The organism is Bdellovibrionales bacterium (genome assembly GCA_018266295.1).
GTDB lineage: Bacteria > Bdellovibrionota > Bdellovibrionia > Bdellovibrionales > Bdellovibrionaceae > JACMRP01.
In genome coordinates, this window is record JAFEAQ010000022.1 from 37512 (window position 1) to 61831 (window position 24320).

20 protein-coding genes are annotated in these 24320 nt (G+C 48.5%); 11 read left to right on the forward strand and 9 right to left on the reverse strand.

Annotated features, from left to right (window positions below; translation table 11 throughout):
* Positions 1-2: 2 nt before the first annotated feature.
* Entirely contained in the window at positions 3-764 is a 762-nt protein-coding gene (locus JSU04_19690) for a hypothetical protein (protein MBS1972539.1), read from the forward strand.
* A gap of 74 nt (positions 765-838) precedes the next feature.
* Here the strand turns inward: JSU04_19690 and JSU04_19695 are convergent, their stop codons facing one another.
* The 3 genes from JSU04_19695 to JSU04_19705 all read right to left on the reverse strand — a co-directional run bounded on the left by JSU04_19695 (position 839) and on the right by JSU04_19705 (position 4494).
* The gene (locus tag JSU04_19695; GenBank protein MBS1972540.1) at positions 839-1270 is read right to left on the reverse strand and encodes a hypothetical protein; all 432 of its coding nucleotides are present in this window, start codon (positions 1268-1270) and stop codon (positions 839-841) included.
* 105 nt (positions 1271-1375) lie between these two features.
* On the reverse strand, positions 1376-2494 hold the full coding sequence (locus tag JSU04_19700; GenBank protein ID MBS1972541.1) for a hypothetical protein: 1119 nt from the start codon (positions 2492-2494) through the stop codon (positions 1376-1378).
* On the reverse strand, positions 2491-4494 hold the full coding sequence (locus JSU04_19705; GenBank protein MBS1972542.1) for a hypothetical protein: 2004 nt from the start codon (positions 4492-4494) through the stop codon (positions 2491-2493). Before JSU04_19705 ends, JSU04_19700 begins: the two co-directional genes overlap by 4 nt.
* Positions 4495-4771: 277 nt before the next feature.
* On the opposite strand from JSU04_19705, the gene JSU04_19710 reads away from it, so the two are divergent.
* From JSU04_19710 to JSU04_19730, 5 genes are all read left to right on the forward strand, one after another.
* Positions 4772-6166: a hypothetical protein gene (locus tag JSU04_19710; protein ID MBS1972543.1), complete on the forward strand. Its 1395-nt coding sequence runs from the start codon at positions 4772-4774 to the stop codon at positions 6164-6166.
* A 46-nt stretch (positions 6167-6212) separates the two neighbouring features.
* Positions 6213-6992, forward strand: a complete 780-nt coding sequence (locus JSU04_19715) for a transporter substrate-binding domain-containing protein (GenBank protein ID MBS1972544.1) — start codon at positions 6213-6215, stop codon at positions 6990-6992.
* A 109-nt stretch (positions 6993-7101) separates the two neighbouring features.
* Entirely contained in the window at positions 7102-7506 is a 405-nt protein-coding gene (locus JSU04_19720) for a hypothetical protein (protein ID MBS1972545.1), read from the forward strand.
* Positions 7499-7762 (forward strand): hypothetical protein, encoded by a 264-nt coding sequence (locus JSU04_19725; GenBank protein ID MBS1972546.1) that lies wholly within the window; start codon positions 7499-7501, stop codon positions 7760-7762. Before JSU04_19720 ends, JSU04_19725 begins: the two co-directional genes overlap by 8 nt.
* Complete coding sequence (locus tag JSU04_19730; GenBank protein ID MBS1972547.1) at positions 7759-8055, forward strand: hypothetical protein; 297 nt, start codon at positions 7759-7761, stop codon at positions 8053-8055. The genes JSU04_19725 and JSU04_19730 overlap by 4 nt, the downstream gene beginning before the upstream one ends.
* Here the strand turns inward: JSU04_19730 and JSU04_19735 are convergent, their stop codons facing one another.
* Positions 8056-9144, reverse strand: coding sequence for a PA0069 family radical SAM protein (locus JSU04_19735; GenBank protein ID MBS1972548.1), 1089 nt, complete (start codon positions 9142-9144; stop codon positions 8056-8058). It lies immediately after the preceding gene.
* 58 nt (positions 9145-9202) lie between these two features.
* Between JSU04_19735 and JSU04_19740 the strand changes: the two genes are divergently transcribed.
* Entirely contained in the window at positions 9203-10015 is an 813-nt protein-coding gene (locus JSU04_19740; GenBank protein MBS1972549.1) for a DUF72 domain-containing protein, read from the forward strand.
* On the opposite strand, the gene JSU04_19745 is transcribed toward JSU04_19740, so the two are convergent.
* The 3 genes from JSU04_19745 to JSU04_19755 form a co-directional block, all read right to left on the reverse strand.
* Positions 9906-11918, reverse strand: a complete 2013-nt coding sequence (locus JSU04_19745) for a response regulator (GenBank protein MBS1972550.1) — start codon at positions 11916-11918, stop codon at positions 9906-9908. The two genes, JSU04_19740 and JSU04_19745, sit on opposite strands and share 110 nt — an antisense overlap.
* A 5-nt stretch (positions 11919-11923) precedes the next feature.
* The gene (locus JSU04_19750) at positions 11924-16903 is read right to left on the reverse strand and encodes a HAMP domain-containing protein (protein MBS1972551.1); all 4980 of its coding nucleotides are present in this window, start codon (positions 16901-16903) and stop codon (positions 11924-11926) included.
* A 771-nt stretch (positions 16904-17674) separates the two neighbouring features.
* On the reverse strand, positions 17675-18520 hold the full coding sequence (locus tag JSU04_19755) for a hypothetical protein (GenBank protein ID MBS1972552.1): 846 nt from the start codon (positions 18518-18520) through the stop codon (positions 17675-17677).
* Positions 18521-18664: 144 nt separating this feature from the next.
* Here JSU04_19755 and JSU04_19760 point away from each other — a divergent pair, with 144 nt between their 5' ends.
* Positions 18665-19609, forward strand: coding sequence for a lytic murein transglycosylase (locus tag JSU04_19760; GenBank protein ID MBS1972553.1), 945 nt, complete (start codon positions 18665-18667; stop codon positions 19607-19609).
* Here the strand turns inward: JSU04_19760 and JSU04_19765 are convergent.
* Together JSU04_19765 and JSU04_19770 are read right to left on the reverse strand one after the other, a co-directional pair.
* Positions 19606-20073 carry a hypothetical protein gene (locus JSU04_19765; protein ID MBS1972554.1) on the reverse strand — a complete coding sequence of 156 codons (468 nt, stop codon included), beginning with the start codon at positions 20071-20073 and terminating at the stop codon, positions 19606-19608. The genes JSU04_19760 and JSU04_19765 overlap by 4 nt on opposite strands.
* An 86-nt stretch (positions 20074-20159) precedes the next feature.
* Positions 20160-21428 (reverse strand): hypothetical protein, encoded by a 1269-nt coding sequence (locus tag JSU04_19770; GenBank protein MBS1972555.1) that lies wholly within the window; start codon positions 21426-21428, stop codon positions 20160-20162.
* 380 nt (positions 21429-21808) lie between these two features.
* Between JSU04_19770 and JSU04_19775 the strand changes: the two genes are divergently transcribed.
* From JSU04_19775 to uraH, 3 genes are read left to right on the forward strand one after another with little or no spacing between them, the layout of a single operon-like run.
* Positions 21809-22309, forward strand: a complete 501-nt coding sequence (locus JSU04_19775; protein MBS1972556.1) for a helix-turn-helix domain-containing protein — start codon at positions 21809-21811, stop codon at positions 22307-22309.
* A 59-nt stretch (positions 22310-22368) separates the two neighbouring features.
* Positions 22369-23994: a urate hydroxylase PuuD gene (locus JSU04_19780; protein ID MBS1972557.1), complete on the forward strand. Its 1626-nt coding sequence runs from the start codon at positions 22369-22371 to the stop codon at positions 23992-23994.
* 2 nt (positions 23995-23996) lie between these two features.
* Complete coding sequence (uraH, locus tag JSU04_19785; protein MBS1972558.1) at positions 23997-24320, forward strand: hydroxyisourate hydrolase; 324 nt, start codon at positions 23997-23999, stop codon at positions 24318-24320.

Below are 24320 nucleotides of genomic sequence, written 5' to 3' on the forward strand. Positions count from 1 at the left end.
CTATGAACTACCGTATTCTACTCTTAACAGCGATGTTGGCCGTTTCTATGCAGGCCTGCCAAGGTGGCAAAAGCAATGAAAAGGCAGCCCGTGCGAATGGCGCAGCGGCTGGAGGCGATGCCAATAAGACATCTCCTGGTGCTGGCAAAAGTGCCGATGGCGATACGGCCGCTCAAAAGACTTCCGCGCTCAACCTTAAGGGCGACTGCACAAACCCTATCGAAATGACAGTACAGCCTGGCGAAAAAGAGATCCAACTAAAAGACCTCGTCACCGGTAAAGACGGCTCTTATCAGCTTATTTCAACAGAGCTCTTCACGGCGATTCAAAGCGACAAGGATACCGCCAACAACCTGCACTTCTTAGGAAGTGAAATCACTGCAGACGACAATCTTAAAGAAGAATCCACAAGTGATGATAAAATCGAAGTGGTTTGTGCGACAAAAGCAAAAGAAGGCCAAGATCTGCGTCTGACAGGGTCTTTGGATGTGCCAAACGCTTTTGACACGAAAGATGGAGCTGTTCGTATCTATCGCCATGACGGAATGCAAATCGAAAATGGCAAAGAAACTCCCCTTTCAGTGGTTCTCCCAAAAACTGCGAAAATCGGTGATACACAAGAAAAAAAGCCAGAAGGTCTTAAACTTCTCGTTGTTAAAAAAGACAACTCAGATGTGACGATCAAAATGCAGTACGAAACTGTCGACCGCCAGCAAAAACACATGAGTGCAATCATTGCTGCCACTTATCGCCTGAAAAAATAGTTCTTAAATAAAAAAACGCCCTCGGGCCCATGATCCCGAGGGCATCCCCCTATAACAAACCCCATAGAGGGAGATTAATTAGTTTTGTCAAAATCACAATAGATGACTGACTTCGGATCCGCGACCCACTCGCTGGATTCCTGCGGCTCCGCCAACGTACCGACGTTCACAGATACTAGGTTTACTACAGCCCCAATCGCATAGATAATGGTCTTTTTATCAGACTTCGTGCGAACATTGTAAAGCACGGCACGATCACCGCGCTGTCTTCGAATGGTAATCGAAGTTCCCTCGTCCGTGATAAAAACCTGATGGGCATCAGCCCATTCTTGAGATCTTTCAAGTTTGTCGCCTTTAAACAGCGGACATTTCGCATCTTGTGCTTTTATTTGAGCAATTACAGCATTGATATAGAGACGTGTTTTTTCTTGAGGAACCTCTTCCGCTTTCGCAGTGAGAGCCGTTGCCATCAAGATCGTCGCCATCAGTGTCTTTAAGAGTTTCATTTTATATTCCTTGGTTGGGTTTATTGTTGTTACCAATGAAAGGAATAATAAAGGATCTGGCGAAAACTCCCACTGAAGCCGACTGACGAATATAGAGGCCTGGAATCAAATACTTGCGATCGCTTCCGACAGACGATAGCTTTGACCGTCGAACACAATCAAGCCCTTGGCTTTTCTTTGCACCCGCTGGACCAGCTGATGGAAACGGTCATCGAGGAACATCACTTCCGTGTCTGCAGGCCATAGGCTTTCACAAAGAACTTTCTTACTACGAGGGCCATCTGCGAGTAGTCGAATCAGCTGCCCTTCAAGAGACTGTGATTTCACTTTGCCAACAAGACTGCGGCCCCGCGAAAGAACACCGGTTTTAACGCTCCATAAGAGCTTTGCAGACGCTTTCGCGGCCTTCGGAGCACTAGCGCTGACCTCAAAACCTGCGCGGCGATAACGCTCGCGCCAGTGATCTGTCACGACGGCAAACGAATTCAAATCCAAAGGTTTCTGCCAAAGCTTTGCTTCGATCACCGCACGCGGGAAGCGAACACGCTCATCCACGGATTCAGGAACTTGGTCAAAGTATAAAAGCGCCTTCCGCAGATCACGCATTTGCCAGAAGCAGTCAGCAATATGGAGTAATGCCAGTTGCGAATCACTTTTCGTGAGCGCGTCCTGGCGAGCCGTCCACACGATCAGGACATCAATGGCCTCCTGATAATCGCCGTCTTCAAACAAGCGCAAGGACTGATGGCGATCACAGAGAAACTGAACCTTCGCAATATCATGCTCCACCGCGAGCGCACGGATTTCTGCAACGCGTGCGTTTTCATTCAGCATCTTTGTCGGTAAATATGTCTCGGCGATAAAGGCATTAAACAGGCTGAGAGTGTATTTTTCGAAATTCTTGTCACTCAGGTAATAACCCGCAGCTTTTACAAAGCTCGCAGCTGCGAACTCATGGCGCGAGGTCTGGGCAAAATAAGTGGCTTTTACAAAAAGGATTTCCGCTTTTAAAAAGACATTCTTTGTGAGAGATTCATCGAGGTTTTCCATTGAGTCCTGAAAATTTCCCGCCTTCATTGCCAGACGAAAAGCAATCAGATTGCGTTCAAGGGCCTCATCCGGAGACTTCTGCCACTCATCGCGATCGGCATAGGCTTGGGCCGCCGCCTCATCACGGGCGCCGCTTAAAAGCTGGTTCACTGAGGTTTGATACTTTTTGCTCATAAACCCTCCAGAATTTCGATTTCACCTAAGGCCATCTTCGCAGCCGCAGAACAAGCAAGCTTCTTGATTTGCACACTCATCACACGGTTTTTCGTATTCAACTCGATACTGAGGCGGTTTCCACCGTCGCTGTACTCCACAAGCCACGGCGTCACGCCGATAAAGCGCTCAGGCGCAAGACGGATCAGACATTGCGAACCGAGGCTCACCAGCCCCTGCCATTGCTGATTCTGATACTGGAGCTGCAACATCGACGCTTCTTTCGAGAACGTGTTTAAGCGCGTCTCTAGTGAAAGACTTTGCTTCGTCACTAATAAGCGCCCCACCGAAGGGGACCCCTTTGCTAAAACATTCTTAAAGTAATCATGGCCCGCTGGTCGCCATTCTGCCTGCTGGGAAGAAATCTTATGATTCACGGACAGATCTCTATTCTCAGACGTACCCTCCGTCATATTGAGACTAAATGCCGGCGTAGTTTCATAGCGGCCATAGTGTTGAATCAAATCCAAAGCGCGCCCTTGGTAGCGCAAATAGAACTGGCGAAGGTCTTCATTGGTAGAAAGACGAATCGCTTTTTCTCCTGGGATTTGAACGGTATTCAGAAGCTTCTGACCGCTCCAAAGACCTTGCTGACGACAGAGCCCTTTTTGCAGATAAAGTCCCATTGAAGGAACTCTCTCGAGCGCACGATAGTCTAAATTCAGATTATTGAAGCTTCCAATCGAAGTCAGCGACGTCAGGAATTCGCTGCCCATCATCGCAAAGCCATCACCACCCTCGCCGTACTCACCACCGCCATAAAGAGATTTACCCGGAGGATCTTTCGGCATCGGAACTGATTTCTTTTCTTTTAGCAGATTTTCTTTAGGGTCTAAGAAAATACGCATCTTCTGACGATCTTCAAGTTGCTTTTGAAGTTTTGGATCAATAGTAATTTTAAACTCCGCTGAATTTCTGTACTCTTCAGAGCAGGTCTCAACAAAAGACATCGCGGTATTCGCATTCTTTAATGTTAAATAACTTTGCAGGCGCGTGCGCTCCCCTTCAGCAATCGCCTGGTAGTGAACTTCAAGCCCCCGCACGATGTTCGCTGGCTTCGCCAGCACTCTCTCTTCAAGGAAGTCATAGATATCCCCGAGGGAAAGTGCCACGGTCTCTGCACCGTTATTTTTAGTTTTTACAACCATTCCAAGCACAGCCTTCGGAAGAACTTCGAGCGGCGTTATGTATTCCTCAGGCACACCAAACAATGGAGCTCCAGAAAGACCCGGCCGAACCCCGAAGTTTTCAACCCGAATCATTTGCTTCGCAAAGGCTTGGTCTTTATCGATGACTGCATGAACAAGGTCCTTAGAAAGAGCCGACATTAAAACCGGCATCTCAGAATCTTTCTCGGCAGAAACGGCAACACCGTAGCCACTCATTTTCTGTAAAATACCCTGAAGCCCCGTCGTCAATGCAAAGTGTGGCAGATTCATAAGCCAACGATTGCGCTGAATATCCGGTGAGGTAAAGAGCCTCCCATAAGCTGAGGGATTCTTCGCATCTTCAATGAACACCAACGGCGAAAGAACTTTGGCGTGAATAAGGCCCGTATGAACCAACTGCAAATAAGCGATATCTTTTTCACCGTCCACAGCTTTTGGCGCCAAATCAAAGAACTGACCGCGGCATTCGCCAACAACGGCATCCGCATTGACCACCACGTGGAAAGGCGTAACCACTCCCAAACCTTGGGGGCCAGCGACCATCCAACCGAGACCCTCTTGATGTTGAAGGCTGCCGTCCTTCGCTTTGAAAGCGCTGTGTACTTTTACGACACTGCAAGGATCCGAGGACTTTCTTGAAACAAGGTTTGTCGGATGGATATAAAAATCAAAAGCCATTGCGAAGGATGTATGGAAAAGCAAGAGCATGAGGCATCCCGCAGCCTTGATGAAAGACTGTAGAACACGACAATTTACGGCGGCACGCGCACGCGCCCACTGCAATAGATACATTATCCACCTCATTCACCAACATCTCTGCAAGCACAACGCCACGAGGGACGGAATCGCTGTCTCAAAATGAGACTCGAGCAAATTCCCGCTCCAGGCCGGAAGCGGCCACTGTGCATTTCCCTAACACCACGGTGACGTTTTAGATTTCTGGCAAGCTTGCCCGCACTGGCCCGGCCACGGCACCCGCGTAAGCCTGCAAAATATTTCGTAATTTCTCGGTCGCCCCAACAATCCGCCCGGCGCACGGATTGCTGAGTACTCAAGTACGAGGTGAACCTTGAAAACATCTATTATATTCATTTTGGCGCTCACAGCATCTTCAGCCCATGCCCAAATGATGTGCTCCGATGTCATGAAAGCACAGGTGACTGTTGCGGAGTTTGAGACTATCACCGGCAAATCGGTACAGCAGTATGTCGAAGCATTTAAAACCACGATTCGCCCTGAGGTTCTTTCGAGCAAAGAGGCTCCTCAATGGCAGGATTTCGAAAATATTAAAGGCCTCATCCTCAGCTTAAAAACTCTCCAGCAAGAATTAAAAGACAAGCCCGAGACCGCGCACTTCTTAGATTCTATTGCGACAGAATTGAAACAAGCCCTCGCTGCGGATCCTGCGTTCCAAAACCTGACGGCGCTTCATAAAGAAGTGAAAGAAAATAAGCAAACGACTTTTCAACCGACAGAACGAGAAATGAAACGTGCTTATCAGTTTTACGTGATGGAGCTTAATAAAGTTCTACCGCGCGAACTACGTATTCCGATGCTTCACCTGTACTCAGAAGGCCGTGTGCAGTCTTTAAATAAAGAGGCGGTCGAATTCATGAAACGCCTTGAAGAAAAGTATGTTGATTATTTGAAAGCACCGGAAATCGAGTCTTACGAAAAGTTTGTTGAAACCCTTCGCAAGAGTGAAGATCCAGACGTGAAACTTGCAATCAAGCTCATTGACCAAAACAAATTGCAAGTGGCTATGCGCCGGCCTGAGAACGCCCGTTTCTGGGTTCCTAAGGTCGGCTTTCAAAATCAATTCATCACCAAATCATCGCGTGGCTCTTTAAGTCCGGATGGCCGCAACAGTGCAGAAACAGCCTTGTATGCTTTGGAAGACGTGACGGCTTACTCAGCCCGCGATCCAGAGTTCAAGCCAAAATACGGAACTCTTTCTTTAAAGCCAAGAACCTCGGCGATTACGCCGGACATCTCTAGTAGCTATCAATACGGACCTGATGTCTATGGATTCAAAACTGAAGCGATCCAAGATCGCTTGACATTTTATCCCACAGACAGCCTGGGCCCCGGTTGGAGCATCAGACCTGAATACAAGACTTGGGATGCTTCTCTCATTCCTTGGAAATATCGCATGCTCATGGTTCCATTCATGGTCGAAGCTTTGAAAGCAAAAACCTTTAAAGTAGGTCGCGATGTTTTAAACCTCTTACCCCGAGGCTCTGTGAGCGGCTGGAATATCTATTTTGAAACTCAGATCCTCGGCGCTGTTCGACTTCAAGACGTCGAAACATTTACGTTCACCAATCCAGGCAACCCGCCTCGTGGAGAATTTTTGCGCGAGTTGATCAAACACGGTATCAAAATTTACGACGGCTCCGCGGGACTCGGCCCTAAGCAACTGAAAAAATGGACACCGTCCGCAGAAGATCTGGCAGCGATGTAAATAAAAATCATTGCAAGTCCGCACACAACGTGGTGTCTTGGGAGATATGCGATTTCTCGGAATTCTCCTGAGCACGATCTGTGCGGTATGTATTGCAACAGCGGCCCCCACACCCTCTCCGACTCCTGCAAAACTACGTAAAATCACCTTAGTCACCCATGAATCTGTTCCGTATATGTCTAATTCGATGCCTGAACAGGGAGCTGCTGCGCATTCTCTTCGCAAAATATTTAAGAAAATGGGTTATGACCTGAATGTCGTTATCGTCGGCTCATGGGAACGTGCCAAATATATGGCCGCAAATGATTTTAGCATCGACGGCTATTTTCCCTATACGACCGTTGAGAATAAAGAGCTCTTTGTCTTTTCAGATGGCATTTCCAAAGGACTATGGGTGCTGATCGAACGCAAGGCGAACCCCATTCACTGGAAAAAACTCGAGGACCTCGGAAAATACATCGGCGGCAACGTCGTCGGGGTGGAACTTCGCGGTGGAATGCAAGAACTGCTCGATCAGAAAAAACTCACGATCGAAGATGCTCCAGATAATATTTCAAACCTGCGCAAGCTTGCCACAAAGCGCATCGACTATGCCTTGATGAATCCACCGGCTTTCATCTACCACATCAATACAGAGCCGACACTGGCGCGTTACAAGGATAAACTGCAAGTGAATCCGAAAATCATTGCGAAAAATACTTATGGTGTGGCCTTTAGAAAAACACGTTTTGATAGTGAGTTTATGAAAGAGTTTAACAAGCTCGGCTTGGACGTCGATAAATTCGGCGAAGAATATATCATGCAGCTCTTAAATAAAAAAAAGTGAGATGATGATACCGCTTTTGATCAACAATTTTCTTTAATTCGCTGAAATCTTGCACAATATCCTGAATTCGTCACTGGCGTTGAGAAACTCAAGCCTGTAGCCTGACACTATGTCTGACAACGATATACCGAAGACCGTGAGAGATTTTGTTTTTGAGTACATCGATTCCGTGGAGCAACTAGAGATTCTACTTCTCCTCGAATCGGACTCAAACAAAAGCTGGTCCCTGGCGGAACTGAATGGACTTCTTCGTTCAAATATAAATTCCGTCGAAAAGCGTATTAGCCTGCTTCTTTCGCAAGGTCTTATTATTAAAAACGAAGATTCTCAGTTTTCATTCTTTCTGGATGACGTGGATCTTAAACAGACCATTCACAGTCTGGCTGATATTTATAAAGTTCATCGCTATAGAATCCTTGAAATGATTTTCTCGCCGATGAAGAAAAGTCGTGATTTGGCGGAAGCCTTCCGACTTTCACCCACTAAACCGAACAAAGGAGACTCCCATGGCTGAAACCGTCTATTTGTTATGCGCCGTTATGAGTATACTTTGTACTCTATTTTTATTTCGCGGCTATCGCAAAAGTGCCAACAAACTCCTCCTCTGGACGGCACTCAGCTTTGCGCTGATGGCCTGTAACAATATCTTTCTTTACATAGATCTGGCGATGTTCCCCAATATGGATCTGCACGGACCTTTTTGGCGGAATCTTTTAGGGACATTGTCTGGCGCGACTCTGCTGTTTGGACTTATTTGGGAGCTGACATGACGAGTATTAACTACACGTTCTTTCTGGCCGGAATTAGCATGGCAACGTTTGCCGCTTCAGGTATTTTCTTTTTAAAACTCTGGAAAGCCGCCCAGGATCGTTTCTTCGCTTTTTTCGCCATAGCCTGCGGCCTTTTGTCTTTGGAGCGAGTGATCGCTCTTTTCGTACAGGGTGTGCTTGATCCACAATCAGCCCCACTGCCAGAGTCTACAAGCTGGATTTATCTCATTCGTCTTTTGGCATTTTTGATGATCGTGATCGCAATCGTCGGCAAGAATATGCACAAGAAATAACTATTCCCCGAAGTCAAAACCCATTTGCTCACCTGATTGCGGTGGACGGCGAAAGTGATCGACGGACAAACGAATGCGCTGTTCGTTGAGGTGAAACTTACGGCAATATAGATCAAACATGCCGGCAAGATTGTCGGCCACAGCGCCTTGCCCCTGCATACGGCTTCCGAAGTTTGCGTCGTTGAGTTTCCCGCCACGGATATCTTTAATCAATGACAAGACTTTTTCTTTCTTGAGCGGCCGATGCACTTCGAGCCACTCCGAAAACAGGGGCGCTACAGAAAGCGGCAATCGCAGGGGCGTATAACCGGCAAAAACGGCTCCGGCATCTTTGGCCGCTTTTAAAATCGCCGGCATCTCATGATCTGTCAGCCCTGGAATGACCGGAGCAACATTCACTCCGACAGGTATCCCTGCCTTCGCTAAAGTCTCCACTGCCTTCAGGCGCGCCATCGGATGCGAAGTGCGCGGCTCTAAATCGCGTGCAAGCTCGGCATCGAGGCTCGTTACCGAGAGCATGATCGCAACCCCATTATAAGACGCCATCTCTTTAAAAATCTCAAGATCGCGCAGAATGAGCGCATTTTTCGTAATCAGCCAGGTCGGATTGCGAAACTCGAGTAGAACCTCAAGGCAACGCTTGGTAAGTTCCATTTTTCGCTCAAGCGGCTGATAGCAGTCCGTCACCCCACTCATCGCAATCGGCTCCGGCTGCCAGGATTTCTTCATGAGGGCCGCCCGCAACTGTTCAGGCGCATTTTCTTTCACGAAAATCTTTGATTCAAAATCAAGCCCCGCCGAATACCCCAGGTACTCGTGCGTGGGACGTGCGTAACAATAAGCACAGCCGTGCTCACAGCCGCGATAGGCATTGACGGAAAACCGAAACCCGATATCGGGGCTTTTGTTTTCAGTTAAAATCGTCTTCGAGTGATCCTTTAAGATTTCCGTTTGCAGGCGCGGTTGTTCCTCTTCCTGATAATTGTCAAAATCCTCAGGTGTCGGCTCATAGGAGTGCTTATCAAAGCGGTTTCCCGCGTTGCTGCTGGCTCCTCGTCCTGTGATGTTCTTTCGGAACTCTTTGGTCATCGGGATTTTATATCACAAATCGCGCACCGTGGGAAATCGTCCCTGTTAATCCTAAAATATGAGTAAGCAGATTCATGTGGGCACCGCACACTGGCAGATGCCTAAACAATATTCACACGGATTTTTGGACAAAGGCAGTCACTTGGAACGCTATGCCAGTGTCCTGAACGCCGTAGAAATCAATTCTTCATTTTACAAGGAACATCAGCAGAAAACCTACGAACGCTGGCGAGACAGCGTCCCGGCGGACTTTAAATTCTCTGTGAAGGTCTCGCACATCTTTACGCATGAACTCGAACTGAATGTCAGTTTTGATCTTTTGAAAGAATCCATCAGCCGCATTCTGGCCCTGCAATCCAAACTCGGAGTTTTATTGGTGCAATTGCCGCCGCACTTGGATTTTAAAGTGCATGATGTCGCCGATTTTTTTAATAAACTGAGAAAACTCTATCACGGGCCAATCGCTGTCGAGCCTCGGCATTATACATGGCTAAGACCCGAGGCCCTCGAACTGATGCGCGAACTGAAACTGAGTAAAGTTTTTGCTGACCCGGCTCCGTGCCCGCTGGAACTCAAGGACTCTCCACTGTCAGGGGTCACTTATTTCCGCCTGCATGGCACCCCGGTGATTTACAAATCCGACTACCCAAAGACCTTACTGCAGGAACTGGCACGGGACTTCAAAGAGCTCCCGCATAAAAACATCTGGTGTGTTTTTGATAACACCACCTATGGCTATGCCACTAAAAATGCTTTGGACCTTAGTGCGTCGCTAGGTTTGAGATCTGTGAAATCAAGAGGCGACGATCTATTGGCTTGGTTAAATGATCTGAACAACCAGCCGCCAGACAGCGGTCACGGTCTTCTTTAAGCGCATGCGCTGTTAAAGCGATGATCGGACCATCGTACCCCTTGCCCCGCAATGTGGTCGTTGCTTCGTAGCCGTCCATCTCCGGCATTTGAATATCCATGAGGATGATGCCGTACTGGCCCTTGAGTGCTTTTTCAACACCCTCCACACCGTTATTGGCAAGTTCCACTTGAGCCCCCGCTCCGGTCAGGAAGCGGCTAATGAGAATTTGATTGATAGGTGCGTCCTCAACGAGGAGGACTTTAATACCCTGAAGTGCATTGCTGTCGTTCACTGCTGGAAAATCCTGTCTGGCTTCAATAGTTTCTTGTTCGAGAGTTTCAAAATAGGGAGACAAATCCGCAGGCACACCGCTGACTTCAATCAAGAAGCAACTGCCTTGACCCGCAGAGCTGCTTTCAAGCGAGACACTCCCGCCTAAGGCTTCCGCAAGCTTGCGCGAGAGCGCTAAGCCCAGGCCTGTACCGCCAAAGCGGCGCGTGGTGGAGCTATCAACTTGCACAAACGGCTGGAAGAGCTTTTCTGCCAGCTGCCGGTCAATACCAACCCCCGTGTCTTTTACGTGGAATGAAAGCTTATTATTCTTCCATGACGCTTCCAGGACCACTTTGCCTTTTTCGGTAAACTTGATCGCGTTACTGATCATGTTCAACAAGATCTGGCGAAGACGCGTTGGATCCGTGATCACCTTCTCCGGGATCTTTGTTTTAAAATTAAATTCTAAGCCAATGCCTTTTGCCTGCGCTTTTACAAGCATCAACGTCTGCAGATCACGCAGAAGGCCCGCGAGATTCACGTCGATATTTTCAATGTCCAAGCGCCCGGCTTCGACTTTGGAAATATCCAAAATTTCGTCTATGATTCTGAGCAGCTGCTGGCCGCTACGCATGATCGTATTTAAATTCTGATTTCGTTCCTCCGCGGACATATCGGAATTCAGCATCAACTCGGCAAATCCCAGCATCGCCCCGAGCGGAGTGCGAATTTCATGGCTCATATTTGCCAAGAACTGAGTCTTTGCAACGCTCGCTGCAACCGCCGCCTGCTTGGCATCAAAGATCTCATCTTCAGCGACTTTTCTGTCGTGGATATCCATGCTGGTACCGATCCAAGAAGTCACCTTGTCGAGAATATCAAACTCCGGCACGGCACGCACTGTGTGCCAGCGAAACTCACCATCATGACGGCGAACACGGATTTCGATTTCAAAGGGAGCCCCTTTATTCATCGAATCAATCCAGGCCTTCAAGAAGATTCGTAGATCCTGAGGGTGAATCGCATCCTGCCACCCAGAGCCCACGCTCTGCTCTTGACTGAGGCCGGTGTAGTCGGTCCAAAGTTTGTTGAAATAATCTAAAGCGCCGTCGACCTTCGATTTCCAGATCATGATCGGAACTGCGTCGGCCAGATTGCGGTAACGCTTCAGCGTTTCCATCTCAAACTGCGCGAGTTGGAGGAAACGTGCTTGTCGCTCGGTTTGACGGATCATTTCATTCTGATCCTGCAGTTGCCGCTTTTTCAAATAGAAATCGACGAAGAAATTAACCTTCGATCGTAAAATCTGCGGTTCAAACGGTTTAAAGATGTAATCCACCGCGCCCACTTCATAGCCGCGGTAAATATGCATGTCGTCCTTGTTGATCGCTGTCACGAAGATGATCGGCGTATAGCGGTATTGCTCATTTTGACGAATGCGGCGAGCGGTTTCAAAACCGTCCATCTCCGGCATCTGCACATCCAGAAGAATCACGCCAAAATCAAACTGGTTTAAAAGGCGCAGGGCTTCCGCTCCGGACTGCGCCCGAACTAAGTTGACATTTGGCAAATTCAACACGGCTTCTAAAGCAATGAGTCCATCTAACCGGTCGTCAACGATAAGAATATCAACTGGAGGATGTCGCATATTTCCTATTTTTCCTTCTTAATCCACGAGTACATCACAGCTAATAAATGATTTTCATCCACTGGCTTGGTTACGTAATCCGAGGCACCGGCCTCAAGACATTTCTCGCGATCCCCCTTCATGGCTTTCGCCGTGAGTGAAATAATCGGAAGCTGCCCGAACTCTGCGATCTTACGAATGCCGCGAGTGGCTTCGATTCCATCCATCTCTGGCATCATAGTGTCCATCAAAACCAGATCCGTGTCAGGATTTTCTTTCAGAACGTGGATTCCCTGTTTGCCATTCTCTGCATAGATCACATTCATGCCGCGCATTTTTAAAATACTTGTCAACGCAAAGACGTTACGAACATCGTCATCCACAACGAGAACTTTCTTGCCGGTGAAGTCGGCATCTGCAGGAAGTGATTCCACCTCGCGCGGCGCCTCAGTTGCCTCAAGCATGCCCAAGACGTCCCCCACATATTTCTGTGGCAAGTAAAGAGTAAAGCGGCTGCCATGGCTCGGCTCAGATTCCACCTCAATGATACCACCTAACAGACGCGCGATTTCACGGCTGATGGTTAGACCCAAACCTGTCCCGCCGTATTTACGACTGGTCGTCCCGTCGGCTTGTTGGAAGGCCTCAAAGATCAGTTTTTGTTTCTCAGGCGCGATACCGATCCCGGTATCTGTCACGCGGAACATAAACGTGTTCTTTCCTTTCAGACCTAGCTCTTCAGCATGGGTTTTATCGGCCAAACCAATCTCAAGCTTCACGCTGCCTTTTTCAGTGAACTTAAAGGCATTGGAGAGCAAATTTTTAAGAATCTGCTGCAAACGGTTTTCATCGGTGAACATTGCTTTTGGCAAGTGCGCATCCATTTGAACCTTGAATTCCAGCGCCTTGTGTTCTGCCACAGGACGGAAAGTCTGCTCGAGGTACTCAAGCACGCTTTCAAGTTCCACGGCCTTCGGATTGACAGGCATTTTCCCAGCTTCAACTTTAGAAAGATCGAGGATTTCGTTGATAAGAGCCAACAAGTCCTGACCTGCTGAGTGAACCGTGCTTGCGAACTTAACTTGCTCGCTGCTGAGGTTCTTGTCGCGATTCTCCGCCAGAGTTTTCGAGAGAATGAGCAAGCTATTCAGCGGCGTGCGAAGTTCGTGGGACATGTTCGCCAAGAATTCCGATTTGTACTTCGAAATAAGTGACAACTGTTCCGCTTTTTCTTCGAGCGAGCGCGACGCGAGCTCCACTTCTTGGTTCTTCACTTCAAGAAGCTTTGCTTTGTCTTCGAGCTCTTTGGCCTGAGCTTCCAATTCGGCATTGGAACGTTTCAACTCTTGCAGGAGCTCTTCCGTTCTCATACTGGACGAGATCATGTTCAGGATAACGCCGATGGAATCCATCAACTGATCCAAGAAATTGATATAGTTCTGAGAGAACGTGCGCGTCGAAGCAAGTTCGATCACGGCTTTGAGTTCGCCCTCAAATAGCACTGGCAGCACAATCACATTGCGCGGTTTTTCTTCATGCAAGCTTGAACTGATCACGACGTAATCATCTTGCGGATGAGTTAGCAGAATGCGTTTTTTCTCAAACGCGCACTGACCGACCAAGCCTTCTTTGAGCTTATAGCGGTTAGAAACATTTTTACGTTCCATAAACGCGTAGCTTGCAATGAGGTTCAGGCTTTGCTGTTCTTCAGATTCTGTTTCCAGCATGAAGAAGGTTCCTTGATGCGCATCCACCAGCGGAGTCAGCTCTGACATAATCAACTGCGCCACCGCAGTCACAGAACGCTGACCTTGCATCATGCTCGAGAACTTCGCAAGGTTCGTTTTCAACCAGTCTTGCTCAGTGTTTTTCTGAGTCGTATCTTTCAAGTTACCGATCATGAAGTTGATATTTTCTGAAAGCGCTGCAACCTCACCTTGGGCTTCCACGGTGATGGAACGAGTCAAATCACCTTTGGTTACCGCCGTGGATACTTCTGCGATCGCACGCACCTGCGCGGTCAAGTTTCCTGCCAGCTGATTCACGTTGTCAGTTAAATCTTTCCACGTACCAGCAGCACCCGGAACCTTCGCCTGACCCCCGAGCTTTCCTTCGATACCCACCTCACGGGCAACCGTGGTTACCTGATCCGAGAAGGTTCTCAGAGTATCTGTCATGGAGTTGATAGTTTCAGCAAGGGCTGCCACTTCCCCTTTGGCTTCAAGAACGAATTTTTGATTCAAGTCACCGTTTGCGACGGCGGTTACGACCTTCACGATACCACGCACTTGAGTCGTCAGATTTGACGCCATGAAGTTTACGTTGTCAGTTAAATCTTTCCAAGTACCCGCAACCCCAGGAACGCGCGCTTGCGCTCCAAGCTTTCCTTCGATACCGACCTCACGGGCAACCGTTGTTACCTGATCGGCAAAGATACGAAGTGTATCTGTCATGGAGTTGATGGTTTCAGCAAGGGCTGCCACTTCCCCTTTGGCTTCAAGAACGAATTTTTGATTCAAGTCACCGTTTGCGACGGCGGTTACGACCTTCACGATACCACGGACTTGTTTTGTTAAGTTCGAGGCCATGAAATTTACGTTGTCGGTCAGATCTTTCCAGGTTCCAGAGACACCGCGCACTTCCGCTTGGCCTCCGAGTTTCCCTTCGGTACCTACTTCTTTCGCCACACGAGTTACTTCGGAGGCAAAAGATGAGAGCTGATCCACCATTTTATTGATGACGTCTTTGATTTGCAGGATCTCACCGCGGGCATCCACCGTGATTTTTTGGCCAAGGTCCCCGGAGGCGATGGCTGTCGCCACTTTAGATACGTCACGAAGCTGAACCGTCAAGTTCGAAGCCATGACGTTGACATTATCTGTTAAGTCTTTCCAAGTACCAGAGACTCCTTTTACTTCCGCTTGGCCGCCGAGTTTACCCTCGGTGCCTACCTCTTTCGCCACACGAGTGACCTCGGATGCGAATGAATTCAACTGATCCACCATCGTATTGATGGTGTCTTTGAGTTCCAAGATCTCGCCACGGGCATCCACCGTGATTTTTTGTGACAAATCCCCTTTTGCGACGGCGGTCGTAACTTTAGCGATGTTACGAACTTGAGTGGTTAAATTATTCGCAAGACCGTTTACGTTGTCGGTCAAATCTTTCCAAGTACCGGCAACACCTTTTACGTCCGCTTGTCCACCCAAACGACCTTCAGTCCCTACCTCTTTTGCAACACGAGTTACTTCGGCAGCAAAACTTCTGAGTGTATCCACCATGGTATTGATGGTGTCTTTCAGCTCAAGGATTTCACCTTTGGCATCCACGGTGATTTTCTGAGACAAGTCACCCTTCGCAACGGCAGTGGTTACTTTTGCGATGTTACGTACTTGGGCTGTCAAGTTACCGGCAAGACCATTCACATTGTCGGTCAAATCTTTCCAAGTTCCTGAAACCCCTTTTACCTCAGCTTGTCCACCGAGACGGCCTTCAGTTCCAACTTCCTTCGCAACGCGCGTTACTTCGGCAGCGAATGAGTTCAGCTGATCCACCATGACGTTGATAGTATTTTTAAGTTCGAAGATCTCGCCCTTCGCATCCACCGTGATTTTTTGTGACAAATCCCCTTTGGCAACGGCGGTTGTTACTTTTGCGATGTTACGTACTTGGGCTGTCAAGTTACCGGCAAGACCGTTCACATTATCCGTGAGATCTTTCCAGGTCCCAGACACACCTTTTACTTCCGCCTGGCCGCCGAGTTTTCCTTCAGTCCCCACCTCTTTCGCCACACGAGTGACCTCTGAAGCGAATGATGACAACTGATCCACCATCTTGTTGATCACGTCTTTGATCTGCAGGATTTCGCCTTTGGCTTCAACTGTGATTTTTTGTCCCAGATCACCATTCGCGATCGACGTCGCAACTTTAGATACGTCACGCAACTGCACTGTCAAATTGGATGCCATCGCATTTACGTTGTCGGTCAGATCTTTCCAAGTACCAGACACACCTTTTACGTCTGCCTGACCACCGAGTTTACCCTCAGTACCAACCTCTTTCGCCATACGAGTTACTTCGGCAGCGAAACTTCTCAGTGTATCCACCATGGTATTAATGGTGTCTTTCAGCTCAAGGATTTCACCTTTGGCATCCACCGTGATTTTTTGTGAAAGATCGCCATTCGCAACGGCAGTGGTTACTTTTGCGATGTTACGTACTTGGGCTGTCAAGTTACCGGCAAGACCATTCACATTGTCGGTCAAATCTTTCCAAGTCCCAGACACCCCTTTTACATCGGCCTGACCACCCAGTTTACCTTCAGTCCCTACTTCCTTCGCCACACGAGTTACTTCGGATGCGAATGAGTTTAACTGATCCACCATGACGTTGATGGTGTTTTTCAATTCAGAGATTTCACCGCGGGCATCCACCGTGATTTTTTGTGACAAATCCCCTTTGGCAACGGCTGTTGTTACTTTTGCAATATTACGAACCTGAGCGGTCAAGTTGTTCGCAAGACCATTCACGTTATCTGTTAAGTCTTTCCAAGTACCAGAGACGCCCTTAACGTCGGCCTGACCACCTAAGCGGCCTTCGGTACCTACTTCCTTCGCCACACGAGTCACCTCGGCTGCAAACGATGACAACTGATCCACCATGACATTGATGGTGTTTTTAAGTTCAAAGATCTCGCCTTTGGCATCCACCGTGATTTTTTGTGAAAGATCGCCTTTGGCAACGGCTGTTGTTACTTTTGCGATATTACGTACCTGATCCGTCAAGTTTCCTGCGAGGATGTTTACGTTATCAGTCAAATCTCTCCAGATACCAGAAGCACCGCGAACGTCGGCCTGACCACCGAGCTTTCCTTCGGTACCCACCTCTTTCGCAACACGAGTTACTTCGGAGGCAAACGAATTCAGCTGATCCACCATGGCATTCACCGTGGTACCGATGCGGAGGAATTCTCCTTTGACCGTCCGGCCGTCGATCTCGAGGGACATCTTTTGTGACAAGTCCCCTTTTGCGACGTGGGTGATAACGCGCGCGACTTCGGTGGTCGGCTGCACAAGGTCACCAATCAGTAAGTTTACGGAGTCGACACTGGTCGCCCAGGCGCCGCGAACAGTTCCCATGGAAACACGCTCAGACATCTTACCTTCTTGCCCGACGGTGTTTCGCACACGGGAAAATTCATTCGCCATGCTTTCATTCATTTCAATGATATCATTTAAGACTTCACCGATCTCGGCAATGATACCTTCATGAAGATGCGGCATGCGCACATTGAACTCGCCTCGACGAACTGCTTTTACAGTAAAAAGCAGCTGTCGAAGCTGTTCATGAGTTGTGCTTGAGGAAAAATCGGCTTCAGGAACTTCCCGATAAAAAGCAGTGTTGGCCGTGGGAGGGGCATTTAGTTTTTTAGACTTTGCAACACTGGCTTTTTGACTTTTACCAATCTTTGGTTTTTTCAGTTCGCCATTTTGTGAAGACTTCACTGATGATTTTTCCATGAAATCCGATCCCCCTTGAATTTTTTATATTTTTCTATGGCTAACATGGAGGACGCGTTAAAAAGTAATGACGATTTCTTCACACGGACTAAATTGTTAAGGAATTCATCTAAACTCGTCTTATTTATTTAAAGACTTTGAAGACGACGTGATGTTTTCTTCAAACAACGTGTCATTGCGCAATAGCTAAGCGCATAAATAAGAATAAAAAAAGCCCGAGAAAGACCCGGGCTTCAAAGTTTAATCTCTAGCTTATCACTAGTAAATTTCGTTACACACGGCTTCCGCATTACTATCAACCAGCGCTTGCACACTCTTCAACATTGTATTGCAAGCAGGAACCACTTCCGCTTCGAGGCGGTTGATAGGTCCATAGTGAGTGCGGCTCAAACGCAGCATCGTCATTGCATACTCCGCCGCAAATGCCGGGCAAGCTTTATTGAAAGCCTGGTAAGTCGCGCCAGCGCCTTTCCCGAGAACACTCTGAGCTTTGCAGCTCGCGCCCTGCTTAAACACGTTCAGCATGCAGCGGCCGGTGGTGCCTTGATACTCTTCGTACAGACGCTTGAGTTCGTTTGAAACTCCCATCGAGTCATAACTTGTTTGGAACAAGCCGGACTCAGCTTCTGCAGACGTGCGATTTGAGCCCGCAGACTTATCCCAGCCTTCGCAGTAAGTGCCGGAGCTTTCACGCATCCCCAGACCAATACCAAGCGTATACAGCGCACGCAAAGTGGCTTCACCAGATGTGGACACGCTCATTCCGCGCATGGCAAACGTCGATTGATAGTGAGCAATGGCGTCCTTCTTAGCGTTCTGAGTATTTGCCTGAGCCATGATGCGGGCTAACGCCGGCACAGGACTCAGACGCGTACGACAGGCACTGCGCGCAAACGAAAGTGCCATGCCTTTGATATAGCCGGCCGGCGCGCGGCCGCGGTTTTTCCAATTGTAGCTAGTGCAAGTTGAATTCGAAGCAATGGAGGTGATTTGGTCTGTGTAACGTCCGCTGATGACAGCTTCTGAGGTGAGTTGCGCAGAGGCAACATGCGCTACAGACATTACGGCGATTTGGAGAACGAGGGTTTGTATAAGTTTTTTCATACCCAATGTTTCGGATTTCTCCCATCAGAAGGTCAGGAGACGTTCATCCAGTTTTCTATTACTTTTGTGTTACACTTCACGACCAAAGAACCGTTTGTCCACCCTGGACCCGGTTTTCCCGGGCAGTTGTCCTAAGATAAATAAATGAAGTTTTTGCTGCATTTCTTTGTCCTTTTGAGCCTGGGCTTGCCCGCCTTTGCTAAGACAAAAAATAAATCCAAATCTCCGCTTCAAGCCGATGCCGTGTGGGTCGAAAAAGAACTCACCCGCATGGGACTTTCAAAAAGCTATATTGCGGAGTCGATGAAGTACTACGAGCCTGCGAGCTTTGACTCGACAGTGACGTTGAATTTATTAGGCTTCCTGCGCCCTGCCGGCGAGCACATGAATCGCGTGAACGCCGAGGCCGTGCGTGAAACACAGAGCTTTGTGCGCGAGAACCAGCCGGCGTTTGCCATTGCCGAACAAAAATACGATGTGCCTGCGAATGTGATTTCAGCTCTGCTGTGGATTGAAACCCGCCACGGCGACAATATGGGAAAATTCCATATTAACAGCGTCTATCTACACCTCTTGCAAGCCGATATTAAAAAGAACCGCGTGCTTCTGACGAAGCTCGCGTTTGAGAAAAATAAAAAAGAACAGCGCTTTACAAAGAAAGAACTTCGTAAGCTCATGGCGGAGAGAACAAAGAAAAAAGCTAACTGGGCGCGTGAGCAGATCATGGCCATGGCTGCAATTCGTAAGAAAAAGCATCTCGACATCACCACCTTGCGGGGCTCTTACGCCGGCGCCTTTGGTTTGTCGCAGTTTATTCCTTCAAGCTATTTAGAGTACGCAAAGCCCTCTAAGCCCGGCACCGTAGCAAAGCTCACCGAAGCACCGGATGCGATCATGAGTGTTGCCTATTACTTGCATCGCAGCGGCTGGAAAAACGCCAACCCCGACTCCCATGTCGAGGCTCTGATGAAATACAACAATAGCCGCGACTACGCGGACAGTATTTTGGAAATTTCAAGACAGGTTCTTGCCGCGAATCCAACAGCTGCGAAAAATCGTGGCGTCTCTTCCGTGAAAGAAAAAAATTAATATTTCTGAGTGCAGGATTGCAGGCAACCTGCAGCGTCGACTTGGGACTGTCCCATCTGTGCGCCCTCGACAGTGGCGTCGAAATCGGCGTGTTCGAAGTGAGTGCCCTTGTTGCAGTCTTTGATGTCTTTTTCTTCTTTATACCAAGCGACGTATTCCGCCGTACGGTAATCAAGCTCTTGTGAAATGCGGCAGCCGACGTAACAGTGAGCACGCTTATCGCGGGTCATTTTCTCAGCCACGGCTTTTTCCTTAGAATAAACCGCGTAGGCTCGGGCTAAAGCAATAAACCCCGGGCTTTGTGGCTCGCGGTACTTCCACTCCATGGCGGCCGAGTTGTATTCCTCTTGGCTCGCAAAGATCTTCTTTGTCTCAGGGTTGATTTCGTGCAAATAGCAATCCTCTGCCGCCAAAGCTGAGGTTGCTGCCAATGAAAGAAAAATACTTAGAAAGATTTTTGCCATTGGAAGGTTATATCATATTCCATCTAAAATCCCGCCTGTCAGGATTTTCGACAGGAGATTGCTTCACGGTGGTGACAGAAAAGGGCCTAGGTCAGCATCCCCCAGGTCTGCAGCAGATCACTATCGCGGTGCCAGCGCTCGCCGATATCGGTCCGATAGAACATATTCGGCACCTGGATGTTCTTGACCCGGGAATAGGCCTCGCGACGGGCATCATCCATGGTCGATCCGGCTCCCGTGACCACCATCGAATATCCTGAGGTTCCAGTGAGCAGCCACTCGCCGTCGACCAGCTTGATCTCACACGGATAGACGCCTTCATTGGTCGGTCGCTTAAAGACCACCGGCGCATCTTCTGAGAACTTTTTAAAGGTGTCATAGTCGGAAAACGGAAACGGCGGCACGGCCACGACCACCGCGACCTGCAGGCCTTTTTTCGTGCGAAGCTGAAAATCAAGTCCCGCGGCAAGCGCATACATGAACTCGCCCCATTTCGACAAAATGCCTTCCAGCTGCAGATTCAGCGTTGGATAACCAAAGCGCGGAGTGAACTCGAGTGGATAAATGCCACGGTTATTCACGATGCAGTTGATATCAAAATAACCAACGTAATTGCCGATACGAGATTCCATCTTGCCGAGAGTTTCCTTAAAGAGTTTTGTATCACGTGCCCAGAAACCACTGGTTCCCATCTCTCCGGTGGAGGGGCCAATATCGTTATTCATCATTTTCTTGTGCTCGAAATTGACCAGTGCCGGCAGAATAAATTTCTTGCCGTTGTAAAACGCTCCGATCGCCACTTCGACGCCCGAGACGAATTTTTGAATCTGAAAGCGGCGAATTTTTTTGCCCCAGCCCTTGCGATAGCGTTCAAGAATCGTGATGACGTCTTTGCCGTCTTCTTCCTGCCCGACATACGAGAGCACTTTGTCATTCTGAGCTTTACCGCTCGGCTTCACCACATAACGGCCCGGAGTGGTTCTGACAAAGTGGATGGCGCTGTCAAAATCGGTGAACTCCCATGACGGAATCGTCGTGAGCCCCGCGGCTTTCATCTCTTCCGTTCCGAACTCGCGGTCAAACTCAAGGCGATCTGAATAGCGCGTGCCACCGACGACCTTACAGCCTTCTTTGCGCAGCCGTTCACAGATTTCGCCGAAATCAGAGTCATCAAAGATGATGGTGTCGGCCCAGGTTTTGTACTCTTCCCAGTTTTCAACTTTTTCCACAAAACCGTCGCCGATTTCCTTCTCAGGTTTTGAGAGCACGGCGTACTTCACTTCGTGCCCCTCTTTCAGGATTTGAGTGGCTAAGGCATGCAATGACGACCAGCGGGTTACAAACAAGAATTTCATCCATCCACTTTATCGCCCCCCCCGACCCAGACGAAGGTTTTCGCTCCATTTTTGCAGATTTGCATACCGGATTTCCACGGATATGAAAAACATCGTCAGCCAATAGCTCCCCCCCTCAATCAGTGGATCCTCAAAGCCCTCTGTCCCCCTCTGATTATTGTAAACCTATAAGTTGACCATAATCAGAGGGGCCCGCGACAGCTCTGGCATGGACTTGCCTTTCACGCCTTCGGCAATCATCCTCTTGCCGGCCTCATCTATGATTTTGAGGTTGGCCGATAAATCCGACATGAAGGTCTTTTAGTTCGCCTTTCGGAAGACCGCCATAAAGTAAACCTATAAGTTGACCCTTATCTGGGGAGACCTTTAGGGTTCGCACTATGAAAACGGAATTGAATAAGGCCGAATATATTTGGCGGGAACTCCTCGCCATGGAAGACATCCAAGAACATTTACCACCGGAAGCCCTAGGCTTCATCACCCCATCAATCCCTAAAGAGGGGTGGCTGAAATACTGCCGCGAGGCTCAACACCTAGGATTGGAGCAGATCGCCCAGATTCTCGAGATTTCCAAGGCTGGGCTCAAGAAACTCGAGACCAATGAAGCCACCGGAGTTATAACGCTAAGGCGCCTGCAAGAGGTCGCAAAGGCTTTGGACTGCGAGCTCATCTATTTTATAAGGCCCCGCCAAAAAAAGACGTTTTCGTCACTGATTTGGCAACAAATTCTGCCCAAAGCACTCAAAACATATCGACGTAGATCTTCCTCTCGGCGCTTCCAGAATATCCAGCCAGCGGCTCTTGCGCGGGTTGCTCAGGAGCTGTTTAGAGATCCGCAAGTTCGACGCGAAATGCAGTGGGTTCGGAACAGGGATTCCTGACGCTCTCGTCAACTGAAATAAGTTGGTTTTTGACAGACTAAATGCTCTAATTTTCGCCTATGAATCAAGAATATTTTGAATGGATCCTCTTATTAGCTCGTTGGTTGCATATCGTTGTGGGTGTCACGTGGATTGGCACATCGATTTTCTTTATGTGGCTGGACCGTACTTTCACTCCCAACCCGAATTCCAAAAATGCCGGTCACGTCGGTGATCTGTGGATGGTTCACGGTGGTGGCTTTTATCATGTTGAAAAACTTTTGATGGGCCCTACTAAAGTTCCAGAGGAGCTTCACTGGTTTAAATGGGAATCTTATTGGACATGGATGAGCGGGATCTTTTTGCTGATTGCGATTTTCTATACAGGTAGCGGCACGTTCTTGCTCGATAGCAGCGTTTCAGGAGTTACATACTGGCAAGCTGTCGGCATTGGTGTCGGTTCGATTTTAGTTTCTTGGTTTTTCTATGATTTCCTGTGGGAGTCAAAACTCACAAAACACAAACCTATGATTGGTCACATTTTGACCATCCTGTGGCTTGCAGGCATGGCGTACTTCCTTTGTCATACACTCAGCGGCCGTGCGGCTTACATTCACATCGGCGCGATGCTGGGAACGTGGATGACAGCAAACGTTTTTCTAAGAATCATTCCACGCCAAGTGAAAATGGTTGAAGCCGCGAAAAAAGGCGAGCCAGTCAACCAAGACTGGGGTAAGAACGCGAAGAACCGTTCAACGCACAATACTTACTTCACTCTGCCGGTGATTTTCTTGATGCTCAGCAATCACTTTTCGCAAACCTACGGCAATCAGTGGAACTGGCTCATTTTACTTTTGATCAGTGCCGCCGGCGCCGCGATTCGCGAATTCTTTGTTGTGCGCCTCAAGAACCCGACGCGCTCAAAAACTTTTGGCGCAATTGGCATCTGCCTGATTCTTGGCGTTGTGATCTTTACCCGCGAGAACACTGGGAACACGGCCGTAGCTCAGGAATCTCATCACGATGCTCCGGCAGCTCAGGCGGCGGTGGCAACGACATCTGCTGAAGGCATGGGTCTTGTCAAAGGCGTTGTCGAGTTTGACGGCGATGCTCCTCAGACCGAGAAACTCCTTCTGCCATTTGCCTGCGCATCTCATTACAATGGCGATGCTTATTCCAATGAGATCCTGATTAAAAACGGTAAACTCAAAAACGTTCTTGTCCGTGTCGTAAAAGGTCTTGAAGGCAAAACGTTTACCGACGTGCCAGCAGAACCGGTCATCGTCGACCAAGTCGGTTGCCAGTACGAACCGCGCGTAGCTGCTGCTCGCGTAGGCCAGAAAGTGGAGTTCATCAATAGCGATGCTCTTTTCCACAACGTCCGTTCTATTACAAATAGCAACGAAGTGTTCAACATCGCGATGCCGAACAAAAATGATCGCTTCACCAAAGTCTTTCAGAAGCCAGAGATGTTCGTGCAAACCAAGTGCAGTGTGCATCCATGGATGAATGCTTACGTCGCCGTCATGGATAATCCATTCTACAGTGTGACTAATGAGAATGGCGAGTTCGCAATTAAAGATCTGCCGCCAGGTCATTACACTCTCGAAGCATGGCATGAAGTCTTTGGCACTCAGACCAAAGAAATTGATGTCAAAGCCAATGACACGACCAAAGAAGAATTTGAATTTAAGAAGAAGGACTAGCCATGATCAGCACTCACATTCTCGACACCAGCATCGGCAATCCTGCGGCGGACGTTTCAGTTCGCCTGCAGAAAAAAGACGGCGATGCATGGAAAGACGTTGGCAAAGGCGTTACGAACTCCGACGGCCGTTTTGTTTTTGACTGCGAAAAAGTCGCCGGCACATATCAGATTGTTTTTGATATCGAAGAGTATTTTAAAAAATCCGGCCGCGAGAGCTTCTTTATGAATACACCGGTGATTTTTAAAATCTCCGACACCGGTCGCAAATATCATGTGCCTCTTTTGTTAAATCCCTTTGGTTATTCCACCTATCGCGGAAGTTAA

Coding starts and splice junctions, on each gene's coding strand:
- JSU04_19690 (MBS1972539.1), top strand. CDS start 3: ATGAACTACCGTATTCTACTCTTAACAGCGATGTTGGCCGTTTCTATG.
- JSU04_19695 (MBS1972540.1), bottom strand. CDS start 1,270: ATGAAACTCTTAAAGACACTGATGGCGACGATCTTGATGGCAACGGCT.
- JSU04_19700 (MBS1972541.1), bottom strand. CDS start 2,494: ATGAGCAAAAAGTATCAAACCTCAGTGAACCAGCTTTTAAGCGGCGCC.
- JSU04_19705 (MBS1972542.1), bottom strand. CDS start 4,494: ATGTATCTATTGCAGTGGGCGCGTGCGCGTGCCGCCGTAAATTGTCGT.
- JSU04_19715 (MBS1972544.1), top strand. CDS start 6,213: ATGCGATTTCTCGGAATTCTCCTGAGCACGATCTGTGCGGTATGTATT.
- JSU04_19720 (MBS1972545.1), top strand. CDS start 7,102: ATGTCTGACAACGATATACCGAAGACCGTGAGAGATTTTGTTTTTGAG.
- JSU04_19725 (MBS1972546.1), top strand. CDS start 7,499: ATGGCTGAAACCGTCTATTTGTTATGCGCCGTTATGAGTATACTTTGT.
- JSU04_19730 (MBS1972547.1), top strand. CDS start 7,759: ATGACGAGTATTAACTACACGTTCTTTCTGGCCGGAATTAGCATGGCA.
- JSU04_19735 (MBS1972548.1), bottom strand. CDS start 9,144: ATGACCAAAGAGTTCCGAAAGAACATCACAGGACGAGGAGCCAGCAGC.
- JSU04_19740 (MBS1972549.1), top strand. CDS start 9,203: ATGAGTAAGCAGATTCATGTGGGCACCGCACACTGGCAGATGCCTAAA.
- JSU04_19745 (MBS1972550.1), bottom strand. CDS start 11,918: ATGCGACATCCTCCAGTTGATATTCTTATCGTTGACGACCGGTTAGAT.
- JSU04_19750 (MBS1972551.1), bottom strand. CDS start 16,903: ATGTCCCTCGAGATCGACGGCCGGACGGTCAAAGGAGAATTCCTCCGC.
- JSU04_19755 (MBS1972552.1), bottom strand. CDS start 18,520: ATGAAAAAACTTATACAAACCCTCGTTCTCCAAATCGCCGTAATGTCT.
- JSU04_19760 (MBS1972553.1), top strand. CDS start 18,665: ATGAAGTTTTTGCTGCATTTCTTTGTCCTTTTGAGCCTGGGCTTGCCC.
- JSU04_19765 (MBS1972554.1), bottom strand. CDS start 20,073: ATGGCAAAAATCTTTCTAAGTATTTTTCTTTCATTGGCAGCAACCTCA.
- JSU04_19770 (MBS1972555.1), bottom strand. CDS start 21,428: ATGAAATTCTTGTTTGTAACCCGCTGGTCGTCATTGCATGCCTTAGCC.
- JSU04_19775 (MBS1972556.1), top strand. CDS start 21,809: ATGAAAACGGAATTGAATAAGGCCGAATATATTTGGCGGGAACTCCTC.
- JSU04_19780 (MBS1972557.1), top strand. CDS start 22,369: ATGAATCAAGAATATTTTGAATGGATCCTCTTATTAGCTCGTTGGTTG.
- uraH (MBS1972558.1), top strand. CDS start 23,997: ATGATCAGCACTCACATTCTCGACACCAGCATCGGCAATCCTGCGGCG.